This is a genomic window from Natrinema zhouii, assembly GCF_013456555.2.
GTDB classification, from domain to species: Archaea; Halobacteriota; Halobacteria; order Halobacteriales; family Natrialbaceae; genus Natrinema; species Natrinema zhouii.
Genome location: NZ_CP059154.1, coordinates 1,629,738 through 1,656,536, shown reverse-complemented (window position 1 = coordinate 1,656,536; position 26,799 = coordinate 1,629,738). Strand labels below are relative to the sequence as shown.

The following is a 26,799-nucleotide window of genomic DNA, read 5'->3' as shown; positions in this document are numbered from 1 at the left end:
ACCGGACCCCGAAATCACCTCGTTTTTGCCGCCGCCGGCACGACGATCCGGTATGAGCGGCACGTACGTCCTCGTCATCGACGTGACCGAGTCGGCGACCATCGAGGTCGGTGCGCTCGGTGACCGCGAGTTCGACGCCGGTACGTACGCCTACGTCGGCAGCGCGTTGGGCCCTGGCGGTTTTGCCCGCGTTAATCACCACCGCGAACTCGCTGTCGGCGACCGAAACACTCGCCACTGGCACATCGACTACCTGCTCGGGCATCCCGTTACGCGACTCGAGACCGCCATTACGTTCCCGGACGCCGACCGGGAGTGCGAACTGGCCGACCGATTGCCGGGCGAGCCCGTCTCCGGGTTCGGCGCTTCGGACTGTGACTGCGATACGCACCTTCTCGCAGCGCCCGGCGTAGCGGCGATACGGGAGACTGCGGTACAGGAAGGCGGCGTCCTCGAGTAAGTGCGAATCGCGAGAGTCGTCGAACGGGCTGCGACCGCGCTAGTCGTCGCTGGCTGCGAAACTCGCCGATCCGGCCTCGACGGCCGCCTCGGGCGCGCCCGGCAGTTCGTTGCGGACGTCGTCGCTGCCCTGCTCGGTGATGGCCTCGTAGTAGGCCTCTGGCATGACCTTCACGAAGGCCTCGAGCGTGCGCTCCCAGTTCTCGAGCAGGCGTTCGCCTCGCTCGGAGCCGGTGTAGGCGACGTGATTTTCGACGAGGCGGCGCAGCATCTCCTCGTCCTTCTCCTCAAGGTCGTCGTGCAGCGAGACCATGCCGGTGTTCGCTCGCTCGGTGAAGTCGTCGTCGGGGTCGTAGACGTAGGCGACGCCCCCGGACATGCCGGCGGCGAAGTTCTTCCCGGTCTCGCCGAGGACGGCGACGACGCCGCCGGTCATGTACTCGCAACCGTGGTCGCCGACGCCCTCGACGACGGCCTTGGCACCAGAGTTGCGGACCGCGAATCGCTCGCCCGCGACGCCGTTGACGTACAGTTGACCGTCGGTCGCGCCGTAGAGCGCGACGTTGCCGATCGAGATGTTCTCAGTGGGATCGTAGGCGGCCGTCTCAGGTGTTCGGATCGTGAGCTTCCCGCCCGAGAGCCCCTTGCCGACGTAGTCGTTCGCGCTGCCGTCGAGGTGCATCGAGACGCCGCTCGCCAGGAACGCACCGAAGCTCTGGCCGGCGGTGCCCTCGATGTCGACGGTGATCGTATCCTCGGGGAGGCCGGGCTCGCCGTAGCGACTGGTGATGCGGTTCGAGAGCATCGCGCCGACGGTTCGGTCGACATTCGTCACGTCGGTCTCGAGCGAGACGGGCTCGCCGTCCTCGATGGCGTCGGCCGCGGCCTCGATGAGGTCCCGGTCGAGTTGGTCCTCGAGTTCGTGATCCTGCTCGCGGATCTTCCGGCGGACGTCGCTGCCGGGGTCTGCGAGGACCTCCGAGAGGTCGACCTTGCGGGCCTTCGGGTGGTCGACGTCGGTGCGCTGTTCCAGGACGTCGACCTGACCGATCATCTCGTCGATGGTCTCGAAGCCGAGTTCGGCCATGAGTTCGCGCAGCTCCTGGGCGATGAACGTCATGTAGTTGATGACGTGTTCGGGCTCGCCGGGGAACCGCTTGCGCAGGTCCTCGCGCTGGGTGGCGACGCCGACCGGGCAGGTGTTCTTGTGACACTGCCGGGCCATCACGCAGCCGCCGGTGACGAGCGAGGCGGTGCCGAAGATGTACTCCTCGGCACCCAGCAAGGCGGCGACGGCGACGTCGCGCCCGGTCTTCATCCCGCCGTCGGTGGAGACGCGGATGCGGTCGCGGAGGCCGGTCGCACAGAGCATCTGGTTGGCCTCGGCGAGACCGAGCTCCCAGGGGAGACCGGCGTTCTTGATCGAGGTGCGCGGCGACGCACCGGTCCCGCCGTCGTGACCCGAGATGTGGACCACGTCGGCGTTGGCCTTCGCGACGCCGGCGGCGACCGTGCCGATGCCGGCCTCGGAGACGAGCTTGACGTTGATGTCCGCCGCCTCGTTCGCGGCTTTGAGATCGAAGATCAGCTGCTTGAGGTCCTCGATGGAGTAGATGTCGTGCAGCGGTGGCGGGGAGATCAGCCCCACGCCGGGCGTCGACTTGCGGACGTGGGCGATCATCTCGTTGACCTTCGATCCGGGGAGGTGGCCGCCCTCGCCGGGCTTCGAGCCCTGCGCCATCTTGATCTGCAGTTCGTCGGCGTTCGAGAGGTACGTCGACGTGACGCCGAAGCGGCCCGACGCCACCTGCTTGACGTTACACTCGCGTTCGGTGTCGAACCGCTCGGGCGGTTCGCCGCCCTCGCCGGAGTTGGACTTGGCGCCCAGCCGGTTCATCGCGATCGAGTTGTTCTCGTGGGCCTCCGGCGAGAGGCTCCCGAGACTCATCGCGGCCGTCGAGAACCGCTGGACGACGTCCTTGATCGGTTCAACGTCCTCGACCGGGATCGGGTCGCGATCGGAATCGAACTCGAGCAGGCCTCGGAGCGTCTGGAGTTCCTGTTGCTGGTCGTTGATCAGCTCGGCGAACTCCTGGTAGCGCTCGTAGTCGTTCGAGCGGACGGCCTGCTGGAGCGCACCCACCGTTTGCGGGTTCCACTGGTGGTGAATCCCGTCCGACCGGTGTTCGAACTCGCCGTGGCGGTCGAGGTCGGACTCCTCGCCGTCGTCGAAGGCGGTCGCGTGGCGCTCGCGGAGGTCCTCCTCGATCTCGCTGAGACCGATTCCCTCGGTGCGGTTCTCGGTGCCCTCGAAGTACTCCGCGACGAGGCCGCTATCGAGCCCGACGGCCTCGAAGATCTGGGCGCCCTGGTAGCTCTCGACGGTCGAGATGCCCATCTTGGCCATGATCTTCAGGAGGCCGTCCTCGACCGCGCCGACGTAGGCGTCGATCGCGACTTCGGTGTCCGCGCCGTCGGGGCCCGCGGTGATGTCCTCGATCGTCTGGTAGGCGAGGTACGGGTTGACCGCGCCGGCACCGTAGCCGACCAGCGTCGCGAAGTGGTGGACCGTGCGCGGATCGGCGGACTCGACGACGAGCCCGACGTGGTTGCGCAGCCCGTTGCGCACGAGGTGGTGGTGGACGCCGCCGGTCGCCAGCAGGCTCGGGATCGCGATCCGGTCGTCGTCGACGGCCCGATCCGAGAGGACGATGACGTCGTGACCCGCTTCGATCGCCTCGACGGTGTCCTCGCGGACCCGCTCGAGCGCCGCCTCGAGGTCGGTGCCGAGTTCCTCGCTCGCGGGCTCGTAGGTGATGTCGATCGTCGCGGCCGTGATGTCGTTGGCCGAACAGTCGCGAATCGACCCGAGTTCGGCGTCGGTGAGAATCGGCGAGTCGAGCACGAGCTGGCGGGCGTGTTCGGGCGACTCGTCGAGCAGGTTGCGCTGGAAGCCCAGGCGCGACTCCATCGAGGTGACCAGTTCCTCGCGGATGTAGTCCAGCGGCGGGTTGGTGACCTGCGCGAACAGCTGCTTGAAGTAGGAGAACAGCGGTCGGTTGAACTCGGTGAGGACGGAGAGCGGCGTGTCGTCGCCCATCGAGCCGACGGGATCTTTCCCCTTCTGGGTCATCGGCTCGATCAGGTTCTCGAGTTCGTCGTGCGTGTAACCGAAGGCGGCCTGATGGTCGCGCAGGCCGTCGACGGCCCCCTGCGGCATCCGATCGTTCGTGGTCCGGATGTCGTCTATGTGAACTTGCTCCTGCTCGACCCACTCGCCGTAGCGGTCGTCGGTGAGGTCGTCGAAGACCTCCTCGTCGGGAATGACGCGTCCCTCGTTGGGATCGGCGAGGAACAGCTGGCCGGGCTTGAGGCGGCCGCGCTCCTCGATGTTCTCAGGGTCGGTCTCGAGCGCGCCGGCCTCGCTGGCCATGATCAGGCGGTTGTCCGTCGTCACGTCGTACCGGCAGGGACGCAATCCGTTGCGGTCCAGCACTGCACCGACGCGTTCGCCGTCGGTCGCCGCGACGAGCGCGGGGCCGTCCCACGGTTCGACGAGCGAGGCGTGGAAGTCGTACCAGTCCTTGCGGTCCTCGTCCATCGCGTCGTCGCCGCGCCAGGCCTCGGGAACGAGCATCCGCAGGGCGTGTTCGAGGTCCCGACCATCCTGCATGAGGAGTTCGAGGGCGTTGTCGACGCTCGCCGTATCGGACTGCTCTGGATCGTCGATGATCGGTTTGACCGCCTCGAGGTCTTCTAAGACGTCGCTTTCGATATCGGTCTCGCGGGCGCGCATCCAGTTGATGTTGCCCTGAATGGTGTTGAACTCGCCGTTGTGGATGATGTTCCGGTAGGGATGGGCGAGGTGCCAGGCACCGAGCGTGTTCGTCGAGAACCGCTCGTGGACCATCGCGAAGTTCGATTCCATCCGCTCGTCGGTGAGATCCGGATAGTAAGCGGGAACCTGAACGCCCTTCAGAAGCCCCTTGTAGACGACCGTCTTCGAGTCCAGCGAGACGACGTAGAAGCGCTCGGCGTTCTCGATATCGGCGCTTTCGACGGCGTTCTCGAGCGCCCGGCGGGCGACGTAGAGTCGTCGGTCGAAGTCGTCGCCGGTGATATCGTCTTCGGGTGCAATGACGACCTGCCAGACGTCCGGCTCGGAGTCGACGGCCGTCTTCCCGAGGTCGTCGTTGTTCGTCGGGACGTCCCGCCACTCGAGGACCGAGAGGCCGTAGGTGTCGACGGTCTCCTCGACCAGCGAGACGAGCGCTTCCCGTGCCGCCTCGTCCTGTGGGAGAAAAAGCGAACCGACGGCGTAGGTATCCGGCAGATCGGCGTCGAGAACGCGTTCGAAGAACGAATCGGGCGTCTGGAGCATGATGCCGGCCCCGTCACCGGTGTTTTTCTCCGCACCGGTCGTCCCGCGGTGCTCGAGATTTCGAAGAAGTTCGAGTCCGTCGGCGACGACGTCGTGGCCCTCATCTCCGTCGAGATCCATGACGACGCCGACGCCGCAGTTCGACCGTGCGTCCGCGGGATCGGCGAGCCCCGTCGAACGCTCGGCGGATGACGCTATATGTGGCTGTGACATGGAGTCACGTAGCGGGATCAGGTATAAGAGGCTAATCCATTATGACTAAGTGTATTATAAGCACATATGTATGAATATAAGGTGTATAGTGGTAAATATAGCATGATTAATCACGACTGTTCGGCTCGCGAGCGTTTGGCTACTGGGGACGGAAAGCAGGGCTCAGTTCCGAGAAAGCTCCCCTATGAGGGGAGTATTGTCAGAGGCACGTAGTGTCCACCCACCAGAGTGAACACCACATGCATCTAGTTATGATCCATCGGGTAAGCAATCACTGGCTAAAGAGTTAGGTTCGCGTAAACTGGGTTCGGTGATCGGATAGTCACTATCGCCCGAGCGAGCTCTCGACTGGACGAGTCCACGCTGGACTCGTCGGCTGCTATGCCGCGGTCAGTACGACTTCGCGAAGTACGCGATTTCGTCGGCGGGATCGCCACAGACGCCACATTCGTCGCGGTCGGGTTCGGGAACCTCGCCGGCCGTCTCCCCGCCCTCGTCGGCCAGGGGCTGCATGACGATCTCGGCGGCGATCTTCTCCTTGATAGCCTCCTCGCAGGCCTCGTCGCCACACCACGCCGTCTTCACGTAGCCGCCGTGTTTGCCGATCGTCCCGAGGATCTCCTCCGGACTGTAGGCTTCTCGGACGTTCTCCTCGAGGTTCTCCTCGGCCGCCTCGTACAGTTTGTCGTAGATCTCGTCGAGATGCTCGTCGACGGCGTCGACGATCTCGTCGCGCTCGGCGACGGACTGTTCGTTGTCCGGCCGGTGGACCAGCGTTGCTTCCCCGTCGTCGACCTCGTGGGGGCCGATCTCCAGCCGGAGGGGGATCCCGTTGAGCTCGTGCTCGTTGAATTTGAAGCCGGGATTGCGCTCGTCTCGGTCGTCGAGCTCGACGCGGAACCCGGCGTCCTCGAGGTCCTCGGCGATCTCTTCGGAGTACTCGAGGACGTCGTCCTTGGTATCTTCCTGCCAGATGGGGACGATGACGACCTGTGTCGGCGCGACCGTCGGCGGGAGCACGAGCCCCTGGTCGTCGGAGTGGGTCATGATGAGTGCCCCGATCGCCCGCCAGGAGAGTCCCCACGAGGTGGTGTAAGCCGTCTGTTCGGCCTCGTCCTCGTCGGCAAAGGTGATGTCGAACGCCTCGGCGAAGCTCTGGCCGAGGTTGTGACTCGTCGCCCCCTGAACGGACTTGCCGTCGGGCATCAGCGCCTCGACGGTCGTCGTCGTATCCGCGCCGGGGAACTTGTCGTGTTCGGGCTTCTTGCCCCGCAGCACCGGAATCGCCAGCACGTCCTCGTAGACGCGCTCGTACTGGCCCAGCCGGGTCCAGACCTCCTCCCACGCGCCCGCGTTCGAGGCGTGGGCGGTGTGACCCTCCTGCCACATGAACTCCTTCGTCCGGAAGAACGGCTTGGTCTCCGTCGCCTCCCAGCGCACGACCGAACACCACTGGTTGAGCCGCATCGGCAGGTCGCGGTGGCTGCGGGTCCACTCGGCCATGAAGGGCGCGATGATCGATTCGCTCGTGGGACGGACGGCCAGTCGCTCCTCGAGTTCCTCGTGGCCGCCCTGGGTCACCCACGCGACCTCGGGGTCGAACCCTTCGACGATGTCCTTCTCCCGCTCGAGGTAGCTCTCGGGGATGAACATCGGGAAGTAGACGTTGTCGACGCCGGTCTCCTTGAACCAGCCGTCCAGCGAGTCCTGAATGGCCTCCCAGAGGGCGTAGCCGCGCGGCTTCGTGACGATGAACCCGCCCATCGGGGCGTAGTCCGCGAGGTTCGCCTTCTGGACAACCTCGGCGTACCACTCCCCGGGCTTGTGCGATTTCGACTCGGTGATTCCGAGTTCTTGACTCTCGTCGCTCATTGTGTCGACATGCAGGCAGCGCGGGCTTAAACCATGCGAAGGCCACCGGCGACGCCGCGCGAGCGCTTCACCTGCGACTTCGCATGACACGCTCTCCTCCGACTCCGGGCGAGACGTTTGACTCCGACGCTCCGCGAGCGCGCTCGAGGCGGGCGATCAGTCGCGTTCGCCGTCCGCGGCGCGCTCGCGAAGTTCGCGTTTCTGTCGGCGCTCGGTAACGTGATCGATGCCGTCGGCCAGTTCCTCTCTGACCTCGCGTTCAAACGCGTCGACGTCCTCGAGGAACTCGTCGGAAAACTCCTCGACGAGTTCGAACGTCCACTGGTCGCTGATCGCGCCCGCGGGACGGTGGTCGTCCCGGAGGGCGTTCGCCCACTGCTCGTGGCCGGCTTCTCGCAGCCGGTCCTCGGTGTCGCCCAGCCGGTCCATCGCGTGGCCGAGCTGGTGGTGGAACTCGAGCAGCGTCCCGTAGGCTCGGTGGACGTGCTCGATGCTCAGTTGGAGTTCGTGGAGCGCCGCCCGTTCGGCCTCGCTCAGTTCGAGCTCCTCGAGGTCGACGTCGGCGTCGGGGCCGGCGTCCGAATCTGTGTCTGTCACGCACGCGAGAACCACGACCGGACGGAAAACCATGCTCGTTGAACGTGCCGGACCGTAGCCAGAGTGCGAGCATCACCCGACCGCTCAGACCGCGATTCGCTCGCCCAGTTCAGGCGCTGTTGCGTCGTAGTCGTCAGCGCGCAACTCCGCCGCGAACGCCTCGCAGCGATCGCCGTGGTTGATCAGTACCGTCGCGTCCGCGTAGGACTCGAGGAACGCGCGAACACCGTCCCGATCCGCGTGCGCGGAGAAGTCGTACTGTTCGACCTGCGCGCTGACCGGCATCACTCGGCCGTCGATCTCGGCGCTGCCCGTCTCGAGCAGGTCGCGACCGGGGGTCCCCTCGACCTGATAGCCCGTCATGGCGATCTTGTTCGTCGGATGGGAGCGGATCGCGGGCACGTAGGTCATCGCGGGACCGCCGTGGAGCATCCCGCTGGTCGTGACGATCACGGTGTTCTGTTCGGCAATCCGCCGACGCTGGCCGTCGCGTCCGTCGACGAATCGGGCGTTGCCCTTCGCGCGCCGCAGGAGGTCGGGGTCGCGCAGGAACCCTCGGTTTCGGTCGCGCAAGAAGAGTTCCGTGACGCGTTTGCCCATCCCGTCGACGTAGCACTCGAGGTCGTATTCCTCGCAGATGCAGAGGACCTCCTGCGTGCGGCCGATGCCGAAGGCGGGAACGACGACGGTGCCGCCCTCCCAGATCGTCGTCCGGAGGCTCTCGGCGAACTCGCGTTCGATCTCGGGCCGCGGCGGTCGCGTCACGTCCGAGTAGGTGCTCTCACAGAGGACCACGTCGGCCTCGGGCCGCGCGGTGGTGCCGTCGAGTAACCGCTGTTCCTCGGTGTGGAAGTCGCCGGTGTAGAGCAGTTTTGTCTCACCGTCATCGACGAGCACGTGGGCGCTGCCGGGAACGTGGCCGGCGTCGAAAAACGTAATCTCGTAGCCGGCGGCCTCGAACGGACTCTCGTAGCCGTGGGTCTCGGAGACTTCCGCGATGCGAGCGAGTTCCGCCTCGGTGAACGGACAGTCGTAGCTCCCGCCGTGGAGCTTCAGCGTGTCTCGCGCGAGGACCGTGGTGAGATCGTACGTCGGTTGCGTCCAGTGGATCGGCGGCCGCGCGTCGCCCGACAGGAGCGCGGGGACAGAGCCGACGTGATCGAGGTGGCCGTGACTGACCACGACGGCGTCGGGATCGACGTCACCGATCGGGAACGACGGCGGATTCCCCGAATCCATCCCGAAATCGAGCAAGAGCGAGTCGTCGATGAGGATCGCGCTCCGACCGATCTCGCGCGCGCCACCCAACAACTGGACGTCCATTACGAGTCCATTGGGTCTCGCTCCGTTTGCCTCCGTTGGTTCGTCGATTCCGGTCGAGAAACTCGTCGTCTGCATCCGAGAGCGAGAACTGAGAGTAGCGGTCCCGGTGGCGGTGCCAGCGATTCCGGAGTCGGTGTCAGCGTTCCCAGAGCCGATGTCGCTCGCTTGAGGGCTGTCGGGAACTCGAGCGATCGAAGTCCGTTCGACCGCGTCGCTCGTCCGGTCCGAGGACGCGCTCGAGTTCTCGCTCGAACTCGTCGTCGTCGAGTTCGCCGGCGACGTACCGAGAGCGAAGCCCTTCCTCGGTAGTAACTGGGTCGTCGGAGCGCTGTGGTGGCTGGGTCTCCGTACTGGCGGCTTCGTCGCCACTGAACAGGGAGACCAGTCCGACGATTGCCAGGACCATGAGGCCCAGGATGGCGAGCGAGACGAGTATCGAGAGGACGGTGACGACGACGGAGAGCGCGATACCGACGATCGTTCCGACGACGCTCAACGCGACGAGCGCGAGTACGAGTACGCCGATTCCCTGTAGCAGGACGGAACTGAGACGTCCCATACGCATCGTTCGTCGGATGTGCACAAAAATCACGCGGGCCGTAGACGGCGATATTCTCCGTCTAGTGACCCTCTCTCGAGCGGACGGCTCTTTGCAGCGGCGTCAGGAACTGTTCGAGCGAAGGTCGTTCGCATCGGTCTGCCGTGCGGCGGTCCGTTTGGTCAGCCCGATGAGATAGACGTCGAGGAGACAGATCAACAGGATCGCGAGCGGCACGGCGACGTCGGTGAAGCGCACCGCGTCGAACTGCAGTGCTGTCACGACGAACGGCTCACCCGGCTCGAGCGCACCCGACACCGATCGCGCACTCAAGAACGCGAGCGCGAGGCCGTAGCAGACGAACCAGATCCCGGCGCGTTTCCACCGGCCGAGATAACAGTGACCGAGGCCGGCGACGAGCGCCGACAGCGGATACGCCGGCCAGACTGGTCGCGATAGCTCGCTCATTGTGGCCCCCTCTACGTCGTGGAAGACAATCGGTGTTGCCCTCCCGATCGGGCAGTCATTTCCGATATTTTCGGATCCCGAACCGGCCGTAGCCGCCGTACGCGACCTCGAGCGAGCCGATCCACCAGTTCCACCGCTCCGGTGGGGTTCCGTCGGGGGCGTCAGACAGCTCGTCGATGACGATATCGTTCGTCAGCGTTACACCCACGTCCCCCTCGTACTGGTTGGAATCCGCGAGATCGACGGCCTGCCGAACGACGACGCGCGACTGCCCCATCGTTCCGTCGAACTCCTCGCGCAGGCGGATCTCGAGTCGTCCGGGATCGATGAACACGACTCGTCGTAGGGGTCGGACCTACTTGACTGTTCGAGCGATCGGCAACCTGTGCAGTTAGCATCGGAAACGAACGGTCACAATTTCGTGGCCGGGCGGACGGCTCGAGCAACGCGAGAGCCGTCTAACCCGGGGAAAGGCAGGCGGTTGCCCAGTACCGACCGCGAGCGACCGAAGGGAGCGAGCGGGCCGACGACTGACATGAAGCGAACGAAGTGAGCGGAATGGAAGGAGGAGTGCTTTTCATCGACGTTTTGCCGAGGGCGCGCCATAGGCGCGCCCGCAGAGCAAAAGGTCGATCGATGATCTTTTGAGCGACGGCCGTCTTCCGTCGGGCATGGCAAGTTTCACGGTCGTTGTCGGCGACCCCGAATCCGGGTCGTCCTATCAGCTCGAGGCGGAAGAACAGGACGCGAACCGATTCATGGGCAAGTCGATCGGCGAAGAGGTCGACGGCGGCTCGGTCGGGCTCGACGGCTACACACTCGAGATCACTGGCGGCTCCGACGAGGCGGGTCGCCCGCTCAACGGCGAGGTTGGAGGGCCGAACCTGACGCAAGTGCTGATGAAGGGCCGACAGACTGGCTATCATCCAAAGCGTGACGGCGAGCGCCGCCGGATCACGGTTCGGGGTCGCGAAATCTCCGACGCCGTCGCACAGGTCAACGCCTCGATCGCCGAGCGCGGGAGCACCGACGTCGACGACCTCCTCGGCGAGGGCGGCGACGACGACGAGTAATCGCGGCGATTCCTTCGATTCATTTTCATGGGAGACAGAATTGCGAGCGACCATCCCTCGGTAGAGACGGTCCGGTCGACGTGTACGGAGACGGCGACCGGCGTCAAACTCGAGGTACCGGCCGACGAACGCGGTGCGTTTCCGACCGACGAGGTCGTCCGGGTCGCTCTCGACGGCGAAGAACTGTTCGCCCGCGTTGAGCGGGCGCTGACGGGCGACGACCTGTCGATTCCGGGTATCTACGAGACGCCGGATCAGGCCCGCGATCCCAGCGGCGCGACCGACCGACTCACCGAGTGGACGACTGACCACGACGTCTCGGGGGGCGGCTCGGTGCTGATCGACGTCGTCGAACCCGAGTTCCTCTACGGACTTCGTGCACCCGGCGAGACGGCCTATTACGACGCGCGGGAGCCGCCAAGCGACAGTCTGAGCGAGATCGCGAAGGATCTCGAGGACCAGTAATCTCCGAGCGATCGATCTCGTGGTATCCGAGCGGTAGCTGGAACCGATGTCGCTCACGCCTGGGACACTGTCGCTTTCCTCACTCCTGAGTGACTATGGCTCTCTTCACTCGAACCCGTCGCTGCTGCGGTGACTTCGGACTCGAGAACGCAGTTCGTACTCCACTCGAGCGCGGAAAACAGAAGCGGCTTAGAGTCGCGGGAGAAACGCGTACAGCAGCATGCCGAAGGCGAGGTGTTGCAGCATCGCTCGCTCGACGGTCGCGCGGACGTACTCCTCGTCAGCGATCGAGTACTCCTTGGTTCGGACCTTGGCGTGCATCGAGAGCACGTCCTCCTCCTCTAAGTTGTGCAGGCTCGGGTAGACGGTGCCCGGGCTCAGCTGCGCCCCGAAGAGATGGGTGAGATCCGAGAGGAGCTCTTTCCCGTGTGTTTCTTCGTGGAGCGCGATGAGCATCAGGAGGATTTCGTCTAAGTTCTCCTTGATGATGGCCTCGTCGAACTGGACCTCGTCGGTCGGGAGCGCGCTGTTTACCTGCGCCATCAGTTCGTCGAGTTCGCGTTCTACGTCTCTGCTCGCATCATCGGTCGATCCGAGCGAGATATCGTACGATTCCGCTTGGTAGTCCGAAGTCACCGCTTTCGACAGTTGGTCGAGCACGGCTTCGGTATTGGGAGTCTCCTCACGCATTGACGATCACCTATGGGGGGTACGTGATGTGGGCCAGTCCGTAGCCAGCGACCACGCACTGTCGCGGCTGATTGGGGATGGCCCCACTCACGGCTATTATGTTCCTGACACCGACCCGTATTAAGAGACAGGGAACCGAACAGTATAGAATGGATATAATTCAACTAGTAGTGAATAACACAATAACTGCCCTCTCAGGAACTCGTCTGGCAATAGCTCAGATGGCTCTATAGAACGAAACGTTTGTACAGAAAATCGTAGAAACAGTATTAGTACTGAAGATTACGGTCAAGAAGGCGAAACTACTGATAAGTGTGGTGGCCACATGATGGATAGATGGTCAGTGGGATGATGGGCCGTCGCGGATGATACTCACCATCTCGTTCGGTTCATCGCTCTCGTCCGCATCGTCATCGATTCGCCGTTCGACTCGCCGCTCGGCCATCCGTGCGATCATCACGTGTTCCTCGAGGTCGTCGCCTCGGATCTTCGCGATGTACTCGAGGGTCTGTGCGTGTGCGCTAAAGAGCGTCCCGCTCAGAGACTCGAGGGGATACTCGAGCGTCGTCGGTTCGTCGTAGCGTTTGTTGTGGATCTCCCCGAGAGAGAGCCCGCGAAGGTACGAGGTCATCTGCTCGCGGACGAGTGGGCTGATCCAGCCCAGGTCCTCGTAGTACCGAAGACAGTTGAGTGCGCCCGTCGTGCCGAACGTTTCGCCGAGAAAGCGCGCCCACTGGATGGTGGCGTTGGTTCGCCCGGCCGATCGCTCGAGCGTCTCGAGGTATGGTTGTGAGTCTGTCATGGGTGGCTGGTGTCGCCGGTCTATTGTAGTGCAGTCGTGCACGACTCAAGAACATTCCCGTCATTACGAGCGGTGAGTCGTCACCGCAACGGTTCGAGGGGGGTGCGGCTGCAAACGATCGGGGTCGAGTCGATTAACGGTTGATGCGAGCGGGGGACGAGTGCCGATGCAAGCGGGGACAGGGTCGACCGCCGCTAGACGCTGATTGCCATGCTAACGACGTACTCCGTGATGACCGCGATGACGGCACCGAGCCAGGTCAGGAAGACGAAGTGAACCAGCGTGCTGATGATGTGGCCGCGGTCGGTGATCCGGATCATGATCGCCGAGAGTGCAGCGTTGATGAGAATCGTCAGGAGCAACAGGTACTCGATGATCTGAATGTTGTATTGCTCGGTGTTGAGCAGGCCGCCAGTAAAGTTGCCCTGCCCCTCGAGGTCCATCCCGCTCGTGATCTCCATCATGATCTCGACGACCTCGAGGCCGACGAAAAACGAGAAGACGGCCGAAGCGGTGATCCCGTAGAGGACGCCGATCAGGGTCATCGTCGCCTGATCGCGTTGCTCGCGGACTTTGAGCACTTCGTTCTGGTTTTCACTGATGACCTGACCGAGAACTTTCGGATCGCCGCCCATCTGGCGACCGACGACGTACATGTCGCCGAACTTTTGGATCAGATAGGAGCCGGTCTCCGCCGCGAACAGCCGCCACGAGCGGATGTCGTCGATCCGCATATTGAGCCGCTTGTACAGCGCGTCGATGTTGTCAGTTAACGCCCCGAAGTCCTTGCGCCGCAGGCTCTCGAGGACGCTCCCGGTCGAGGTCTGTTTGACGCTCTCGACAGCGCCGAGTGCGCGGATAAAACTCGGAAACTCTCCGTCGCGGACCTTGACCTTCTGTTCTTCCTGTCGCATCCGCCAGCCGGGGAGGAGCAGCGGTGTCACGGGGATCGCGACCATGATCGCCAGCGGGACGCGGTCGGCGATCGGCGGAACGTACCCGAGGGCGGTCAGTCCCATGACGACGGCGAGGACGATGCTACAGCCGATACCGATCGCGAGCGCTCGCGGAATCCGGGTGAGCGGGCCGGTCCCTTCCGTCTCCTCGATGTACCAGAGGGGGTCGTACGGCGAGATGACGTGGATCGCGTAGATGAACGCGACCTGTACGATCGAGAACATGGCGATGGTGCCGCCGATCAGCAGCGTCGGACTCGTTCCCGTCAGGATCGGCAGCACGATCGCGAACACGAGAATGAACGCCACCGAGAGCATCATCGACATGTACAGCTCCTTCATCACGTCGAGTTTCCCCAGGTCCGCTTCGTACCGGGTGACGAACTGCTGGATGATCGTGTCCTGTTCGTCGATCAGGAACTCGCTGATCTGCTGGCCGCCGCCGACCGTGTACGCCAGCCGCTCGAGGAAGTCCGTCAGGAGCGGGCTCGTCGTCTGTTTGGCGCGGAGCCGGCAGGCATCGTCGAGGCTCTGATTCCAGGTGTCGACCATCGCGACGAGGTGTCCCATCTCCTCGGCCAAGGCGTCGTACTCCTCTTCCTCCGCGAGGGTGCGGAAGATCTCGACGCGGTTGATGTTCGTCATCGAGAGGACGGTGATGTGGGTCAAAAACAGGTGAAAGCGTTGGCGAATCTGTTTGCGCTTGCGGTCCTGTGCCAGCTTGGGGTAGATGATCGCGACGACCATCGCCAACAGTCCCAGGAGGATGACCGGGAGGCCGATCATCAGCGAGAGCCCGAGCACGACGACCGCGATTCCGGTCCCGATGAGGAACGCGAACGCGGGCGCGATGACGAGCAGCAGATACCGCGACACGGACATATCCATGTTCGCGTACGCCATATTGAGCGACTCGAGCGTCGATCGAGCGCTCATATCCGGCACGGACTCGGACTGGGAGTCAGTTGACATGGGACTAGGCGAACTGGTCGATACCAGTGATCCGGATTGGCAGCCCCTCAAGGCCGTCGCGATGGAAGCCGGCGATCGCGTCGTTGACCTCGTGGTAGCCCAGCACGTCGGCGTCGATGAGCTGGCGGATGATCTCCGCGCGGCGGTCGAGTTCGTCGTAGATCTTCCGGGTATCCTGGTAGCCCAGCAGCGTCGCGATCTGTTCCTCGAGGACGAAGGAGTTGTTCCGGCCCGTGAAGGCGACATCGTCGTCGCGGGGGTCCCACTTGAAGGCCTGCCGGGTGACGACGCCGCCCTCGTAGTCGGAGTAGCCCTCGATCTCTTGGACCGAGGTCACCCGCCGGAGGACGTCGTCGCCTTGCTTCACCCGGTTCTGGAACAGCGCGACGTCGCAGTTGTCCATGAACGTCTCGGGGACGTTGATCGGCGCGCCGGTAAAGCGCTGGATCATCGAGACGATGTCGCTGGCGTGGAAGGTCAGCATGACGGGGTGACCGGTCTGGGCTGCCTGGAACGCCATCTGCCCTTCCGCCCCGCGGACCTCACCCACGATGATGTAGTCCGGTCGCGATCGGAGCGCGGCCGCGACCAGGTCGAACATATCTACGTCGGCCGACTCGTCGCCCGACCCCTCGCGGGTGAGCAGTTGCTGCCAGGTGTTGTGCGGCGGGATGACCTCCGAGGTGTCCTCCGCTGTGTAGATCTTCGCGTCCCGCGGGATAAACGACAGCGCCGCGTTCAGCGTCGTCGTCTTCCCGGACGCCGTTTCGCCGACGACGAACACGGTCTGTTCGTTCTCGAGACAGAGCCAGAGGTAGGCGGCCAGTTCCGGGGAAATCGTCCCCCATTTCGTGATCTGGAAGACCGACAGCGGGATCTCCTCGCCCTGTCGGATGGTCATCGAGGGCCCCTGGACGGAGACGTCGTCGGAGTAGATGATGTTGATACGCGAGCCGTCGGGCAGGGTCGCGTCGATGATCGGGTCGGAGTCGCTGACGGGGTGGTCCATCCGTTCGCCCATATTTCGGAGCCACTGCTCGAACTCCTCGGGCGTCCCGAAGTCGACCGTCGCCGAGATCATGCCGTAGGTGCCGTGATCGAGGTAACACTGCTTGGGCCCGATCACGTGGATGTCCTCGTTGGCCGTGTCGACCATCACCGGTTCCAGCGGGCCGAGTCCGACGATGTCGCGCTGGAGCTGGTATCGCAATCGGGTGAACTGATCCTGCGAAAGCGAGACTTTGCTCGTGCCGAAGGACTTCAGCCGGCCGATCGACTGCCCGGTGATTCCCGACGTGATTTCGACGACTTCGTCCAGCAGTTCGTCCAGGTGCTCCTCGAACTCCTCGTTATCGCCCGGTGCGGGTCGCGTCACGCTCTTGTCGAGGATTCGCCGTCTGATCTGGTCGTACAGCGCCTTGTCCGTATCCTTGAGGATTGGCTCGACGCAGTAGTAGGTAGTGTCGATCCCCAGATCACCGTGGACGTGACAGAAGATCGGTGCCTCGGCCTCGTAGATGACGTTCGGCCGGTTCGACTCCCACTCCCCGGACGGTTCGTCGATGAGCTTCGGATACTCGCCGTACTCCTCGTGGAACCACTCGAGGTGTTCCCGCAGGTGGGGGTGCTCGTCGGCCAGTGCGTCGAGTTCGTTCTCGAGCCGCGCGCTTCCGAAGTCGGACATTTAGGCCACCGTCCTGCTGACGATCGAGATCCCCCGTCCCTGTTGGACGGTGAAGCCGATGGAGTCGTCGACCGGACTCTTCATGTTCTGGAAGCGCCGGACCAGAACTTTCCGTCTGATTTCCTGGCCGACCGTGTTCGTCTCGATCTGGAAGTAGATGTCTGCCATGTTCCGTAGCGGTCGCAACGCGTCGTCGCTGACGCTCGTCGGATCGACCGTCAGCACAACCGATTTGTCCTTCATCGTCATCTGGCGCAGGAACGTGACGAGTCGTTGAATGACGTGGTCCTCGTCGCCTACCTCGATGACTCCCTCATAGTTGGGATCGTTCCGCAACAGTGCCGAAAGCGTGTCGACGAAGACGACATCGGCCTTCCAGAGCGTTTTCGCGCTCGCGAGTCGCGCGAGGAGCTGGCGTTCTCGGCCCTCGTCGTGGGTGTCGATGTTCGCGTGCAAGAAGAGTAGCTGTTCGTCCAACAGCAGGTCGACCACGTCGTAGGACAGCGAGTGCATCTGCTGGACGAACTCCCAGGACTCGAGCTCCGTCGAGATATAGGTGACGTAGGCGTCCTCGGAGGCAATGCCGTAGGAAAACCGCTGGGAGAGCGCGCTCTTGCCCGCGCCGTCCTGGCCTTCGATGAGTACGATACTCCCCGATGGAATCCCGCCGCCAATGGCGGTGTTCACACGATCTTGATCGGTCAACCCGATGGAGTAGTAGTCAGTCATGGTTGGACGTAGAACTCGAACACCTCCTCCGCACCGTTGACGGTCACGCTAATTCGGTGCTCCTCGCCCGTCGCGAGCGACCGGTCGATCTCGAGTTCAGCGACCGATCCGGAACGCCAGGGACCGTCGTCCGTGACTGTGATGGTAAACTCATCGTTCGAGACGTACGAGCCGTCGATCAGCACGTCGATCGCGCTACTGTCGGCTGCGAGTGTCTCTCGACCGGTGTTTTTCACGAGGAGCGTGACGTTTTCCGCGTTCGAATCGTAGACTGCATCACTTCCCGGATCGCTGATAATCTCGATGTCGGTGTCGATCTTGTCCGTCACGTCGCTGCTCTGGGTGTCGACCGAGTTGCTGAGTTCGTTGACGTTGGTTATCAGTGTCCCGGCGACGCCGGCGGCAACTAACATCGCGGCGATAAACAGAATCAGTGTGGAGACCGAGTCACCTGCCATGGTTCACGCTCCAATCTCCGTTACCGTCTCGGCGATTCCGTACTCGGTTACCAGTTTCACTCTGTTCAGTTCGGTCGTCCTGTTGGTCGTCACGTTCAGCGTCTCGCCGGGCTGCCACAGATCGCGTTCAGCGCTCCCCTCAACGTTCGTCTCGTACGTGCCCTCGGGTTGGTAGACGCCGTCGACTAGCAGATCCGTCTCGGCAACCGAGAGCGTCGTCGAACCGGTGTTAGTTATGCTCATACTGAAGTTCTCGTTGCCGCTCTCGTTGTAGCTCCACGAGTCGATCGCGATCGCGGTGTTCCGCATCGATAACGTCCGATCGTCGCGGTCCTGGATCGCCGTCCGTCGTTCCTCCTGTGCCGTGTGGAACACCGGGTAGGCGATCCCCGCCGCGATGAGTGCGCCGATGAGGATAATCGCCGTCGCGCCGCTGGTACTGAATCCCACGTCCGATCACCGTCCTCCCTCGTCGCTCCAACGCATTGCTACGGCCCCGCTCCGGTATCCGGACCGACTTCCCGTTTCGTCTCGTGGATCTCCTGTAGCTTCATGATGTACGTGTAGCTATCGGCGTGATCCTCGGCGGTCAGTTCGTCCGGCGTCGTCTCCGGATCGACGTGAATGTCGAGATCGGGGCCGCTCAGCATTGCCTCGAGGTGGTCTTTGACCTCGTCGCCGATCCAGCCGATCTCGGCGTAGTACGAAATCGCACGCAGCGTCGCGGCCGGCCCGGCCGTCCGGACCAGGTCGGTCAGCCACTCGAGGACGATGATGTCACTCGCGTACGTGTCCGCGAGCGACGCGAGGGTCACGTCCGATTCGTCATCGTCCGCCGCGTCCGTCGCGTCGACGTCCGCACGCCGCTCCGGATCGGGGCCGTCGACGCTCTCGGTCGGTTGCACTTCGACGCGGGTGTCGTCGTCGCCGTCGTCTTCGTCGAACGTGATCGCCTCGCCGCCGGGCTCGTCGCCGGAGCCGTCGGTCTGAGCCGCCGCGTCCTCGATGACGCCCTTGAGATCGTCGAACGAGACCGTCTCCTCGCGTTTCGATGACCCAGTTTCGCTTTGGAACTCGGCCATTGTCTCGCTCCCGCCGTCGGTCGTCGCCTCGTCCTCGCCGAAGACGCCGAACCCGTTTCGTTCCTCGCCCGCGCCGGTAAACGGGTTCACGTCGTCGGTCAACATGTCGTACACGCCGAGCAGCTGGCGAACCGTGTCGTTCATCTCCTCGACCTGGTCCGCGACCTGCCGCTGGGAGTCCTGCACCGTGCCCAGCGTCGACTCCTTGTTCTCGAGTTCCTCCTCGAGCTCCTCGATCCGGTAGAAGAGATCGTCGAAGTCCTCCTCGTCGCCGCTCGAGCCCTTCCCGCGACCGAACAGTCCGCCACCGCTCTTCTCGTCGGACTCGTTTCGTTCCTCGTCTGCCGACTCCTCACTGGAGTCCTCCGCAGAATCGTCTCCGGCCTGTGCGTTGGCCGTGTCGGCACCGCCATCGTCCTGCTGTTGTCGGCGCTGCTCGCGATCGCGGCCGCGACGGCCGCCGCTATCACTGAGGAAGTCTTCGATGAAGCTTCGCAGCGAGGCGAGTCCGAAATCCATCTTAGCTCTGCGAGCCCGTCACTCGGCTCATCACCTGTCGTCGGAGGCGGTCTTCTTTGCCGGACGATACGGTCATACTAGTCCTCAGTAGCAAGGGCGCTCCTAAAGGTGTATGCTCGAGTTCGTCCCGCGTTTCGAGACGTGAGTCGAGTTTCGATACGCCGGTTGAAATGATACGGAGCTTGATAGTCTATCTGTTCGTTGCCTTCGTCGGGGTACATCCCCAAATACTGTGATGCCAAACTACTCGCCTCACTCCGAACTTCGACGGGACACGATAACTGACCCGTCTCTATACCCATCGAGGGAGCGACGGGTCGGTCCCGTTGAGCCGGAGTCCGACGTCCACGCGGGCGTCTCGAGGTTCCATGGTGGGACCGAAACCCACGACGGGAACGAACGGGCGAGGGCGGCATTCAGGGTGTACACATAATGTTCGAAAAAATTACAGACGCAGACGAACGCGGTCAGGTCGGTATCGGTACCCTGATCGTCTTCATCGCAATGGTGCTTGTGGCAGCGATCGCAGCGGGCGTACTAATCAACACGGCCGGACTCCTCCAGAGTCAGGCCTCGAGTACTGGATCCGACACGCAACAGGAAGTCGCAAATCAGATTTCGGTGATCGATGCGGTTGGGACGACCACTAGTGATGTGGACATAGATGATGATACTGACACGCCAGACGTGGACGTTGTCAGTGATCTTAGTTTGACGATTAAAAAGTCGGCTGGATCTGAAGAAATCGATCTGACTTCTATGACGATTCAGTATACGAGTGATACGACGGCTAAAACACTGACGTATGCCGATGGGACTGCAAATGGTGAAACGTTCTCAACTACGTTAGAAACTCCTGAGAGCGGTCAGTCTGACGCACTCATCAACAGCGACGAACGGGTCTCCGTTAATATTGACCTCTCACAGGTTGAATCGAACGGTCACGGTCTCGAGACCGGCTCCGATGCTACCCTTACGCTCGTTGACCAGTCTGGTGCAACGTCCGTTTACGGGGTCACTGTCCCGAATACTTTCGGTGACAAGAACTACGTCATCGTCTAAATAGGGACTCTTTCCCACCGATTTTTATGGAACTAGAACACCAGTGCGTCGCTATAACCGCGCTTTGCATACTACTCGTTACGCTCGCGGCCGGACCGCTGGTACCAGCGATCGATGCTACTGACCCCGCTGACGAATCCGCAGATCTCTACACCGCTTTCGCCGGAAACGAAGAGAGTGTCTCCCTCGATCGGCAACTGTTCGTCTCCCCGCAGCGGGTTTCCGCTGCAAACCTCTCGCTCGAGGAAACGGACACCGACTCACATCGACTCGAGATCCCCGACGCGCTGGTCTACGTCGAAACCGGCGCGGAATCGGTTACGATCACCTATCGAATTTCGATCCCTGAACTCAACTACGAGGGGACCGCAACTAGCAGCGTCGCCGCGGGAACGGAGCGATCGGTTCCGCTCTCGATCCCTGACGAGTCCGTCGCAGGGACTGCCAACTCGAGCGTCGAGGCAACGGTCACGGTCACCGCCGAATCCGACGACATGGTGTTCACCGTGACCGAAGAGACGGTCGTGCTTGAGGTGCCCGAATGAGCACCGCCCATCGCGTCCGCGAAGAACTGACCGACTTTGAGGTCGATCGGACGCTACTCGTTCGGCTGCTGTTCGGTGACCGAACTGGGCTCACCATCTACCTCGGGGCGCTCGTGCTGTTCGCTCTCCTGTGGCGCGTCGACATTTTCATCGTCGACACGTTCGCCATCGGGAACGGACTCGTGGCCGTCTCGGAGGGACACCTCCACATCACGCAGGCCGTTTACGAGCCGACGGATCCCTCGACGCCGGGGATGAATATCTTCGATGGCCGGCTCTACGCGCGAAACTACGGGCAGATCGTCTTCGCGCTGCCGTTCCTCCTGGGGCTCGAGGCGGTCGTGCTCGTCGCCGGCCCGCGGATCGCCATCGCAGCGCTGTGGAGCTTCCTCGTGCTCGGCTTCTGTATTCAGTTCGGTCGATTGCTCGAGCGCGGCCGTCTCGCGACGCTGGTCGGCTGCGGGCTCGCGTTCGTCCTCTTTCAGGCGAACCTCGCGACCGCGACTGCCCTTCCGCCGCGACTCTTTCCACTGGTCGCGTTACAGGTGAGTACGATGGTCGCGGCCGGGTTCGTTCCGGTCGTCCTCTACCGATTGTTCGCACACGCACACGGGAGACGAGTCGCGACGGCGGCCGGGATCACGGGCGTCGTCCTCGTCCCGATCGGATTCTGGGCGTCGATCCCGAAACGGCACGTACTGACCGCGTTGTTGGCCCTGATCGCGCTGTACGGCTTCTACCGAAGTCGCGTCGCTATCGCGAACGGCGACGAGGGGGTCGCGTTCCGATCGCTCGCCTACGCAGCAGTCAGCGCGACGGCGTGGATTCACGCCCCGGAAGCGCTGGCGCTACTCGCCGTCCTCCTTCCGGCGGATCTGCTGACGGCTCGCTCGAGGGACCCGCGGACGCTCGGTATCATCGGCGGTGTCTTCGTCCTCTCGCTGGTGCCGTTTTTCGTGACGAACACGCTCATCTCCGGGAATCCGGTCAAACCACCGCGGTTGCTCTCGGCGTACACGGGTGGCGACGTGCTGGTCGAAAACGCCGATCCCGGTGCGACCGGTTCCGAAACAGCCGGCGGGGAATCCGCTGCGGGAAGCGACGGTGGAACTGGACCCGTCGATAGCGACTCGAGTACCGGCCCGACAGGTGTCCTCACCCCGCTCGTTAGCGCGGTGATCGCTACGGCCTCGGCGGGAATCGACGGCACACGGGACGCATTGGATGTCTTCGGCGGAGTGCTCAACACCGGATTCGACGCGCTGAGTGCTGATCGCCTCTCCCACGTTTTTCTTCGAAGCGGTCGAATCCCCGGCGTTAATTACAGTCAAACTGGGGGCCAGACCGTCGAGTTGACGATCGCCGAGTCCGCACCAGTCCTCGGTGCGCTCGTCGCGGTTCCCGTCGTCGCGGCAAAACGGATCGAACGGACTCACTCCGTTCGACAGCAGCTGCGTGATCCGCTCACACAGACGGATCTATTCGCCTTCTGTTACGTCTGCCTCTTCACGCTCATGTACATCTCTCGACTGCCGCTTCATTCGACGATCACGGTTCGCTATCTCGCCCCGATCGTCCCCATCTTGCTGTACGGCGTGTTCCGCCTCGAGCCGATCCGTCGGGTCACGAACCGGGAGTGGCGTCCCTTCGCGCTGGCGGTGTGTGGCTTCACGGCTATCGGTGTCACGATCGCAATCGCTGTATTCGGCGCGGTCAACTGGTCCGTCGGGACCATCGTCCAGACGCACGCGATCGTCAACCTCTGTATCGCCGGCGTCCTCGCTGTGTGGATCGTTGTCGCGACACGAACTGACCGGTGGGATCGCATCGGGGCCCTCGCACTCGCGCTTGCCGTCGCCGCCATGGCTGTATTCCTGCTCCTCTCGGGGCTGGAGTACTTCGGTAGCGGTCGACAGTTCGCGCTCCCAATCGCTGACCTCCTCGAGCAGTACCTTCCAATCAGAAACCCATGACTGATACTTCAGACACTGATACGATCCTCGAGCTCGACGACCTCGTGCTCGAGGGAGATTACGTCCAAGAACTCGCCGAGAATCAGTACGTGATTCGAGCCGACACTGACAAACAAAACACGGACCTCTTCGCTACTAGCGATACGGGAGGTCCACTGGCGGAGTCACCGGTCGTTACCCCAGAAACTGCTGGTCACTTGCCGACGCGGCCGAACCACACGGCGTCGACATCACGCTGAAAACCGACGGGGAGATTGCACACCATCACGCGACGTCGCACGACGTCCGCGAGGTGTTCGTGGACCTCCTGACATAGTACACCGACCAACTCGACGACATGTCGCCCAGCGAGGCACTGCAGGTCATGCTGGCCGCATCAGATCTCGAGGCCTGATCGTCCGTCGGTTCCACGCACACACAGACACTCGAGACGCGGGGTAACGAACCGCCGCGTCTCGTTCTCCGACGCCGAGCCGGGTAGAAAGACTCCAGATCCGACTGGATCTATCCGTCAGAGACGTCTCGTACTGTGACAAAGTCCCGGTCGAGACGGCTGACGGCTCGAGTTTGGTCTCGACTCAGCGTTCGATATCGTCCGGGTCTTTTTGCGGGTTCCGCGATCAGAGCAGTACATGACGGACGACCCCGCTTCGACTCCCTCTCGACGACGCGTTCTCGGCGCGGCCGCCGGGACTGCGCTGACGGCCGCCACGGCCGGCTGCCTCGGCTCGCTGCTCGGCACCAACTCGAGCAATCTGATCGAACCCGAAGAGCCATCGGATCCCCCGGACGGAACGCCCGGCGAGTTCTACTACTTCCTCGAAGACCACGATATCGAGGTCGACAGACTCGCTCGAGGGGACGACGAACTCTACCTCACCTATCGCTCCGACGCGACCGACGTCGAGGAATCCAACGAGGAAATCACGGTGATCTACGAGATCTACAAACAGGCCCTGATCCACCGCGGATCGGACATCGAGTTCCTGTACACCGAGATCTCGAATCCGTTCGACGAGCAGGCCCACGGCTGGGGAATTGACACCGAGTGGATCCACCAGTTCGATAGTACGGCGGACGGAGGCGACGACCTCGAGACGGACAACGAGACCGTCGGCAACCAAACCGCCGGGAACGAGTCCGCCGGAAACGAAACCAACGGCAGCGGATCGGGGACCGCTATCGACATGAACCGGTTCTCGCTCTGGAACAACATCATGAACTCGAAGGTCTACGGAGAGGACGTCGAGGCCGATGGAAACGATGTCTCCCTCGACGATCCCAACGGAACCGTTGACGACTCCGACGGCGCGGACGACGAGACGGTCGCCAACGAAAGCGGCGATTGAGAACCCACTCGAGAGCGTAGACTTACAATACTCACGGACCCACGATAGTAGCAATAGATGACCCCTGACGACACGCAGGACGACGGCATTCTCACCCCCGACGAACTCTCGCTCGAGACGGACAACATCGCCGAACTGGGTGACAACCGGTATCTCGTTCGCACGGACGAGTCAGCTGATGCCGAGACGATGGATACTATACTGACCGATGACTCCATTGAGAGCGAGTCCGAGTCGTCCACCCACACACACGCTGACCTCACCGATGCGGCCGAACCACACGGCGTCGACATCACGCTGAAAACCGACGGGGAGATTGCACACCATCACGCGACGTCGCACGACGTCCGCGAGGTGTTCGTCGACCTCCTGACGTGGTACGCGAGCCAGCTCGACGACGACATGTCGCCCAGCGAGGCGTTGCAGGTCATGCTGGCCGCGTCAGATCTCGAGGTCTAAGCCCACTCGAGCCACTGAAACGACGCGTCCCAGACGCGACCGTCGCAACTGGGCGTGTCGTTTCAGCGGCTCCGTTCGCCCGTCGAATCACTCGCGAACGACAGGTCGTGAGTCCGCTGTCAGGGAGTACCGCGGCGGTACATTTTTTATGCAGATCGATGTCCACCAGTGACGAGTGAAGCCTCAGCCGACGCCCTCGAACCCGGCCGAAAATCCGAATACCGCCCTTTTTCCACCTCGAGCGCGAATCCGACGCCATGAGTGACCAACGCGAGGCGTTTCTGGCGGGCGAGCGACTCGAGGACGTGGCGCTGTTTCTGGCCGACTCCTACGTGTCGGACGAGCGCCTCGAGGAGTTCGGCGAGCGCGTCGACGACGGGACGCTGATCGTGATCGACGGCGAGCGCGGGCGGAACGCCTTTCAGGCGGCGACCGGCACCGGTGCGATGGAGTTCGCCAAGTCCGCGATGAGCAACGAGGGGGAGATCGACGACGAGTTGACGGGCGGGCACTGTCCGGACGCAGCGGCAGACGGAGAACACGAGATCCAGTTCGTCTTCGCGTTCGCCGAGGCACAAAACGAGGAGGTCGGCGGCATCTACGCCGAGGGGGACGTCGTCCACGCCTACGCCCAGTGCACCTGCGGGACGGCGTTCTCGGATCGATGGAACGTGGGCGAGGCGGACGGATAGCGGATATCGGGTGGCGAATCATGGATCGCAGAGAGCGGATCGCCGATTGCGGATCACCGACCGCGGATCGCCAACTGCGGATCACCGACCGCGGATCGCCAACTGCCGACGGCTGCCAGCCTGTAGTCACTCGGCGTCACAATAGCATCTGTCAGGAGTAGGCCGTAGCCTTTTGCGGCTCAGCGGACTATAACGAGATCATGAGTTCGACCGAAACCCCGTACGAGACCGGTCGCGGGTTCGGTCTCTCGAGCCGTGAAGCGCGCGTGATCGGCGGTGCGAGCGCCCTGATGGCGATCAACGTGCTGTTGATGTACGTCCTCGTGGTGACGCCGCTGGCGTCCGTCAACGACTACTTGTTCTCGTTCCCGATCATCGGCGCGCTCGCCTACGGCGCGGCCATCATGGCCGGGCAGTTAGTCGCCGAGCGAGGCGTCGAAGGCGGGGACATGGGAATTGCGTTCGTCGGAATGGTCATTCTGCAATTGGCCTTCGGCGTCTTCGGAGCCGGCGTGCTTCGCTTCGCGCCTCGAGAGTCCCAGCTGACGATCCTCGCCGTGACGGCGGTCGTCGTCGCGGTGCTGACGGCCGTCATCGCCGCCTACGTCTACGCGCGATCGAAGACGTTCGAGCACTGGGGTTCCTACGCCAACTACGCGTTCATCGGCGGCATCGTCGCGATTCTGATCGGGACCTTCGTCGCGCCGGTGTTGCTCGTCGGCTTCGTCCTCATCTTCCTCGGCTTCCTGCTTCGGCTGGGCTGGGAGATCTGGAAGGTTCGCGACCAGCGCAGCGAATCGGTCGCGCTCCAGACGATCGGCGTCTACATCGCCGTCGCCGGCGTGTTCGTTCACGTGTTGCAGCTGGTGATGCGGTACTTCGCGTCGCGGCAGTGAGCGGAGACGGACAGGGTCACGAGGAACGAATCAGAGGAAGACGACGGCGAGTGCCGCCGTGAGACAACTGATGGCGAACCACCCGACGAAGTTCCACCAGGGAACGCCGCGATACCGGGGACCGGGAAGGTCGTCTATATACGTCCAGTGGCCGTCCGCGACGCCCCGATGGTCGGTGAGTACGTCGTAGGTGGTCGCGAGCGCGCCAGCGGCGACGACTGCCGTCCAGCCGTCGGTTACGAGGAGCGCAACGCGGAACGCGACGTAGATCGTCCCCGTCCACCCGAACAGCACGTAGAGTGGGACACCGACGATTTTCGGGCCGATATGGTGTTCCAGCCAGTCGAGATTGATGACGACTGCCTCGCCGACGAACGCGATGAGTGCACCGCCACCGAAGAACGCGAGCGTCGCGTATATCGGCCACGTGAACCCAGCGTGGACGAGTGCGAGGACGCCGACCGCAGCGGCCGTTCCGGCGAAGAGACGTCGTTGAGACATACCGATCTGTTTTGAGTTTATAGTAGAAGTATTTTGAAGTA

General features: G+C 63.0%; 28 protein-coding genes. 12 read left to right on the top strand and 16 right to left on the bottom strand.

All coding sequences use genetic code 11. The features are described 5' to 3' along the window. Window positions 1-52: 52 nt before the first annotated feature. Complete coding sequence (locus tag HYG81_RS26865; RefSeq protein WP_180842713.1) at window positions 53-460, top strand: GIY-YIG nuclease family protein; 408 nt, start codon at window positions 53-55, stop codon at window positions 458-460. 39 nt (window positions 461-499) lie between these two features. Here HYG81_RS26865 and gltB read toward each other — a convergent pair whose 3' ends face one another. From gltB to HYG81_RS26830, 7 genes are all read right to left on the bottom strand, one after another. Beyond that, complete coding sequence (gene gltB, locus HYG81_RS26860) at window positions 500-5,053, bottom strand: glutamate synthase large subunit (RefSeq protein WP_180842712.1); 4,554 nt, start codon at window positions 5,051-5,053, stop codon at window positions 500-502. A 390-nt stretch (window positions 5,054-5,443) separates the two neighbouring features. Continuing rightward, window positions 5,444-6,925, bottom strand: coding sequence for a proline--tRNA ligase (gene proS / locus HYG81_RS26855; protein WP_180842711.1), 1,482 nt, complete (start codon window positions 6,923-6,925; stop codon window positions 5,444-5,446). A gap of 156 nt (window positions 6,926-7,081) precedes the next feature. Next, entirely contained in the window at window positions 7,082-7,522 is a 441-nt protein-coding gene (locus HYG81_RS26850) for a hypothetical protein (protein WP_180842710.1), read from the bottom strand. Window positions 7,523-7,606: 84 nt separating this feature from the next. After that, on the bottom strand, window positions 7,607-8,845 hold the full coding sequence (locus tag HYG81_RS26845; RefSeq protein ID WP_180842709.1) for an MBL fold metallo-hydrolase: 1,239 nt from the start codon (window positions 8,843-8,845) through the stop codon (window positions 7,607-7,609). A gap of 136 nt (window positions 8,846-8,981) precedes the next feature. Continuing rightward, window positions 8,982-9,404, bottom strand: a complete 423-nt coding sequence (locus HYG81_RS26840; RefSeq protein WP_180842708.1) for an SHOCT domain-containing protein — start codon at window positions 9,402-9,404, stop codon at window positions 8,982-8,984. A gap of 102 nt (window positions 9,405-9,506) precedes the next feature. Beyond that, window positions 9,507-9,851 (bottom strand): hypothetical protein, encoded by a 345-nt coding sequence (locus HYG81_RS26835; RefSeq protein ID WP_180842707.1) that lies wholly within the window; start codon window positions 9,849-9,851, stop codon window positions 9,507-9,509. A gap of 55 nt (window positions 9,852-9,906) precedes the next feature. After that, window positions 9,907-10,185: a WNWW family protein gene (locus tag HYG81_RS26830; protein ID WP_180842706.1), complete on the bottom strand. Its 279-nt coding sequence runs from the start codon at window positions 10,183-10,185 to the stop codon at window positions 9,907-9,909. Window positions 10,186-10,522: 337 nt separating this feature from the next. Here HYG81_RS26830 and HYG81_RS26825 point away from each other — a divergent pair, with 337 nt between their 5' ends. Both HYG81_RS26825 and HYG81_RS26820 read left to right on the top strand, forming a co-directional pair. Then, on the top strand, window positions 10,523-10,924 hold the full coding sequence (locus HYG81_RS26825; RefSeq protein WP_180842705.1) for a 30S ribosomal protein S6e: 402 nt from the start codon (window positions 10,523-10,525) through the stop codon (window positions 10,922-10,924). A 27-nt stretch (window positions 10,925-10,951) separates the two neighbouring features. Continuing rightward, on the top strand, window positions 10,952-11,389 hold the full coding sequence (locus HYG81_RS26820) for a DUF7112 family protein (RefSeq protein WP_180842704.1): 438 nt from the start codon (window positions 10,952-10,954) through the stop codon (window positions 11,387-11,389). A gap of 189 nt (window positions 11,390-11,578) precedes the next feature. Here the strand turns inward: HYG81_RS26820 and HYG81_RS26815 are convergent, their stop codons facing one another. The 8 genes from HYG81_RS26815 to HYG81_RS26780 form a co-directional block, all read right to left on the bottom strand. Next, window positions 11,579-12,079 carry a helix-turn-helix transcriptional regulator gene (locus HYG81_RS26815; RefSeq protein ID WP_180842703.1) on the bottom strand — a complete coding sequence of 167 codons (501 nt, stop codon included), beginning with the start codon at window positions 12,077-12,079 and terminating at the stop codon, window positions 11,579-11,581. Window positions 12,080-12,419: 340 nt separating this feature from the next. Next, window positions 12,420-12,881: a FlaD/FlaE family flagellar protein gene (locus tag HYG81_RS26810; RefSeq protein WP_180842702.1), complete on the bottom strand. Its 462-nt coding sequence runs from the start codon at window positions 12,879-12,881 to the stop codon at window positions 12,420-12,422. Window positions 12,882-13,075: 194 nt separating this feature from the next. After that, window positions 13,076-14,809 carry an archaellar assembly protein FlaJ gene (gene flaJ / locus HYG81_RS26805; protein ID WP_180842701.1) on the bottom strand — a complete coding sequence of 578 codons (1,734 nt, stop codon included), beginning with the start codon at window positions 14,807-14,809 and terminating at the stop codon, window positions 13,076-13,078. Window positions 14,810-14,813: 4 nt separating this feature from the next. Next, window positions 14,814-16,493 (bottom strand): type II/IV secretion system ATPase subunit, encoded by a 1,680-nt coding sequence (locus tag HYG81_RS26800; RefSeq protein ID WP_180842700.1) that lies wholly within the window; start codon window positions 16,491-16,493, stop codon window positions 14,814-14,816. Then, on the bottom strand, window positions 16,494-17,222 hold the full coding sequence (arlH, locus tag HYG81_RS26795) for an archaellum protein ArlH (RefSeq protein WP_180842699.1): 729 nt from the start codon (window positions 17,220-17,222) through the stop codon (window positions 16,494-16,496). Beyond that, complete coding sequence (arlG, locus tag HYG81_RS26790; RefSeq protein WP_180842698.1) at window positions 17,219-17,680, bottom strand: archaellum stator protein ArlG; 462 nt, start codon at window positions 17,678-17,680, stop codon at window positions 17,219-17,221. The genes arlH and arlG overlap by 4 nt, the downstream gene beginning before the upstream one ends. Before the next feature lie 3 nt (window positions 17,681-17,683). Continuing rightward, complete coding sequence (gene arlF, locus HYG81_RS26785; protein WP_180842697.1) at window positions 17,684-18,130, bottom strand: archaellum stator protein ArlF; 447 nt, start codon at window positions 18,128-18,130, stop codon at window positions 17,684-17,686. Between the two features lie 38 nt (window positions 18,131-18,168). Further along, complete coding sequence (locus HYG81_RS26780) at window positions 18,169-19,281, bottom strand: FlaD/FlaE family flagellar protein (RefSeq protein WP_180842696.1); 1,113 nt, start codon at window positions 19,279-19,281, stop codon at window positions 18,169-18,171. 432 nt (window positions 19,282-19,713) lie between these two features. Between HYG81_RS26780 and HYG81_RS26775 the strand changes: the two genes are divergently transcribed. The 9 genes from HYG81_RS26775 (at window position 19,714) to HYG81_RS26740 (ending at window position 26,257) form a co-directional block, all read left to right on the top strand. Further along, window positions 19,714-20,343: an archaellin/type IV pilin N-terminal domain-containing protein gene (locus HYG81_RS26775; RefSeq protein WP_180842695.1), complete on the top strand. Its 630-nt coding sequence runs from the start codon at window positions 19,714-19,716 to the stop codon at window positions 20,341-20,343. A 26-nt stretch (window positions 20,344-20,369) separates the two neighbouring features. Beyond that, on the top strand, window positions 20,370-20,888 hold the full coding sequence (locus tag HYG81_RS26770; protein ID WP_180842694.1) for a hypothetical protein: 519 nt from the start codon (window positions 20,370-20,372) through the stop codon (window positions 20,886-20,888). Then, on the top strand, window positions 20,885-22,861 hold the full coding sequence (locus HYG81_RS26765; protein ID WP_180842693.1) for a hypothetical protein: 1,977 nt from the start codon (window positions 20,885-20,887) through the stop codon (window positions 22,859-22,861). Before HYG81_RS26770 ends, HYG81_RS26765 begins: the two co-directional genes overlap by 4 nt. After that, complete coding sequence (locus HYG81_RS26760; RefSeq protein WP_180842692.1) at window positions 22,858-23,100, top strand: hypothetical protein; 243 nt, start codon at window positions 22,858-22,860, stop codon at window positions 23,098-23,100. The genes HYG81_RS26765 and HYG81_RS26760 overlap by 4 nt, the downstream gene beginning before the upstream one ends. Further along, window positions 23,091-23,177 carry a hypothetical protein gene (locus tag HYG81_RS45745; RefSeq protein ID WP_425607546.1) on the top strand — a complete coding sequence of 29 codons (87 nt, stop codon included), beginning with the start codon at window positions 23,091-23,093 and terminating at the stop codon, window positions 23,175-23,177. Before HYG81_RS26760 ends, HYG81_RS45745 begins: the two co-directional genes overlap by 10 nt. Before the next feature lie 316 nt (window positions 23,178-23,493). Next, a complete protein-coding gene (locus HYG81_RS26755) occupies window positions 23,494-24,210 on the top strand; it encodes a DUF8159 domain-containing protein (RefSeq protein WP_180842691.1) in 717 nt (238 codons plus the stop codon). A gap of 57 nt (window positions 24,211-24,267) precedes the next feature. Next, entirely contained in the window at window positions 24,268-24,669 is a 402-nt protein-coding gene (locus tag HYG81_RS26750; protein ID WP_180842690.1) for a DUF7500 family protein, read from the top strand. 257 nt (window positions 24,670-24,926) lie between these two features. Then, entirely contained in the window at window positions 24,927-25,361 is a 435-nt protein-coding gene (locus HYG81_RS26745) for a DUF5807 family protein (RefSeq protein ID WP_180842689.1), read from the top strand. 200 nt (window positions 25,362-25,561) lie between these two features. Beyond that, on the top strand, window positions 25,562-26,257 hold the full coding sequence (locus HYG81_RS26740) for a hypothetical protein (protein WP_180842688.1): 696 nt from the start codon (window positions 25,562-25,564) through the stop codon (window positions 26,255-26,257). Between the two features lie 30 nt (window positions 26,258-26,287). Here HYG81_RS26740 and HYG81_RS26735 read toward each other — a convergent pair whose 3' ends face one another. Then, window positions 26,288-26,758: a carotenoid biosynthesis protein gene (locus HYG81_RS26735; RefSeq protein ID WP_180842687.1), complete on the bottom strand. Its 471-nt coding sequence runs from the start codon at window positions 26,756-26,758 to the stop codon at window positions 26,288-26,290. Between the last annotated feature and the right edge of the window lie 41 nt (window positions 26,759-26,799).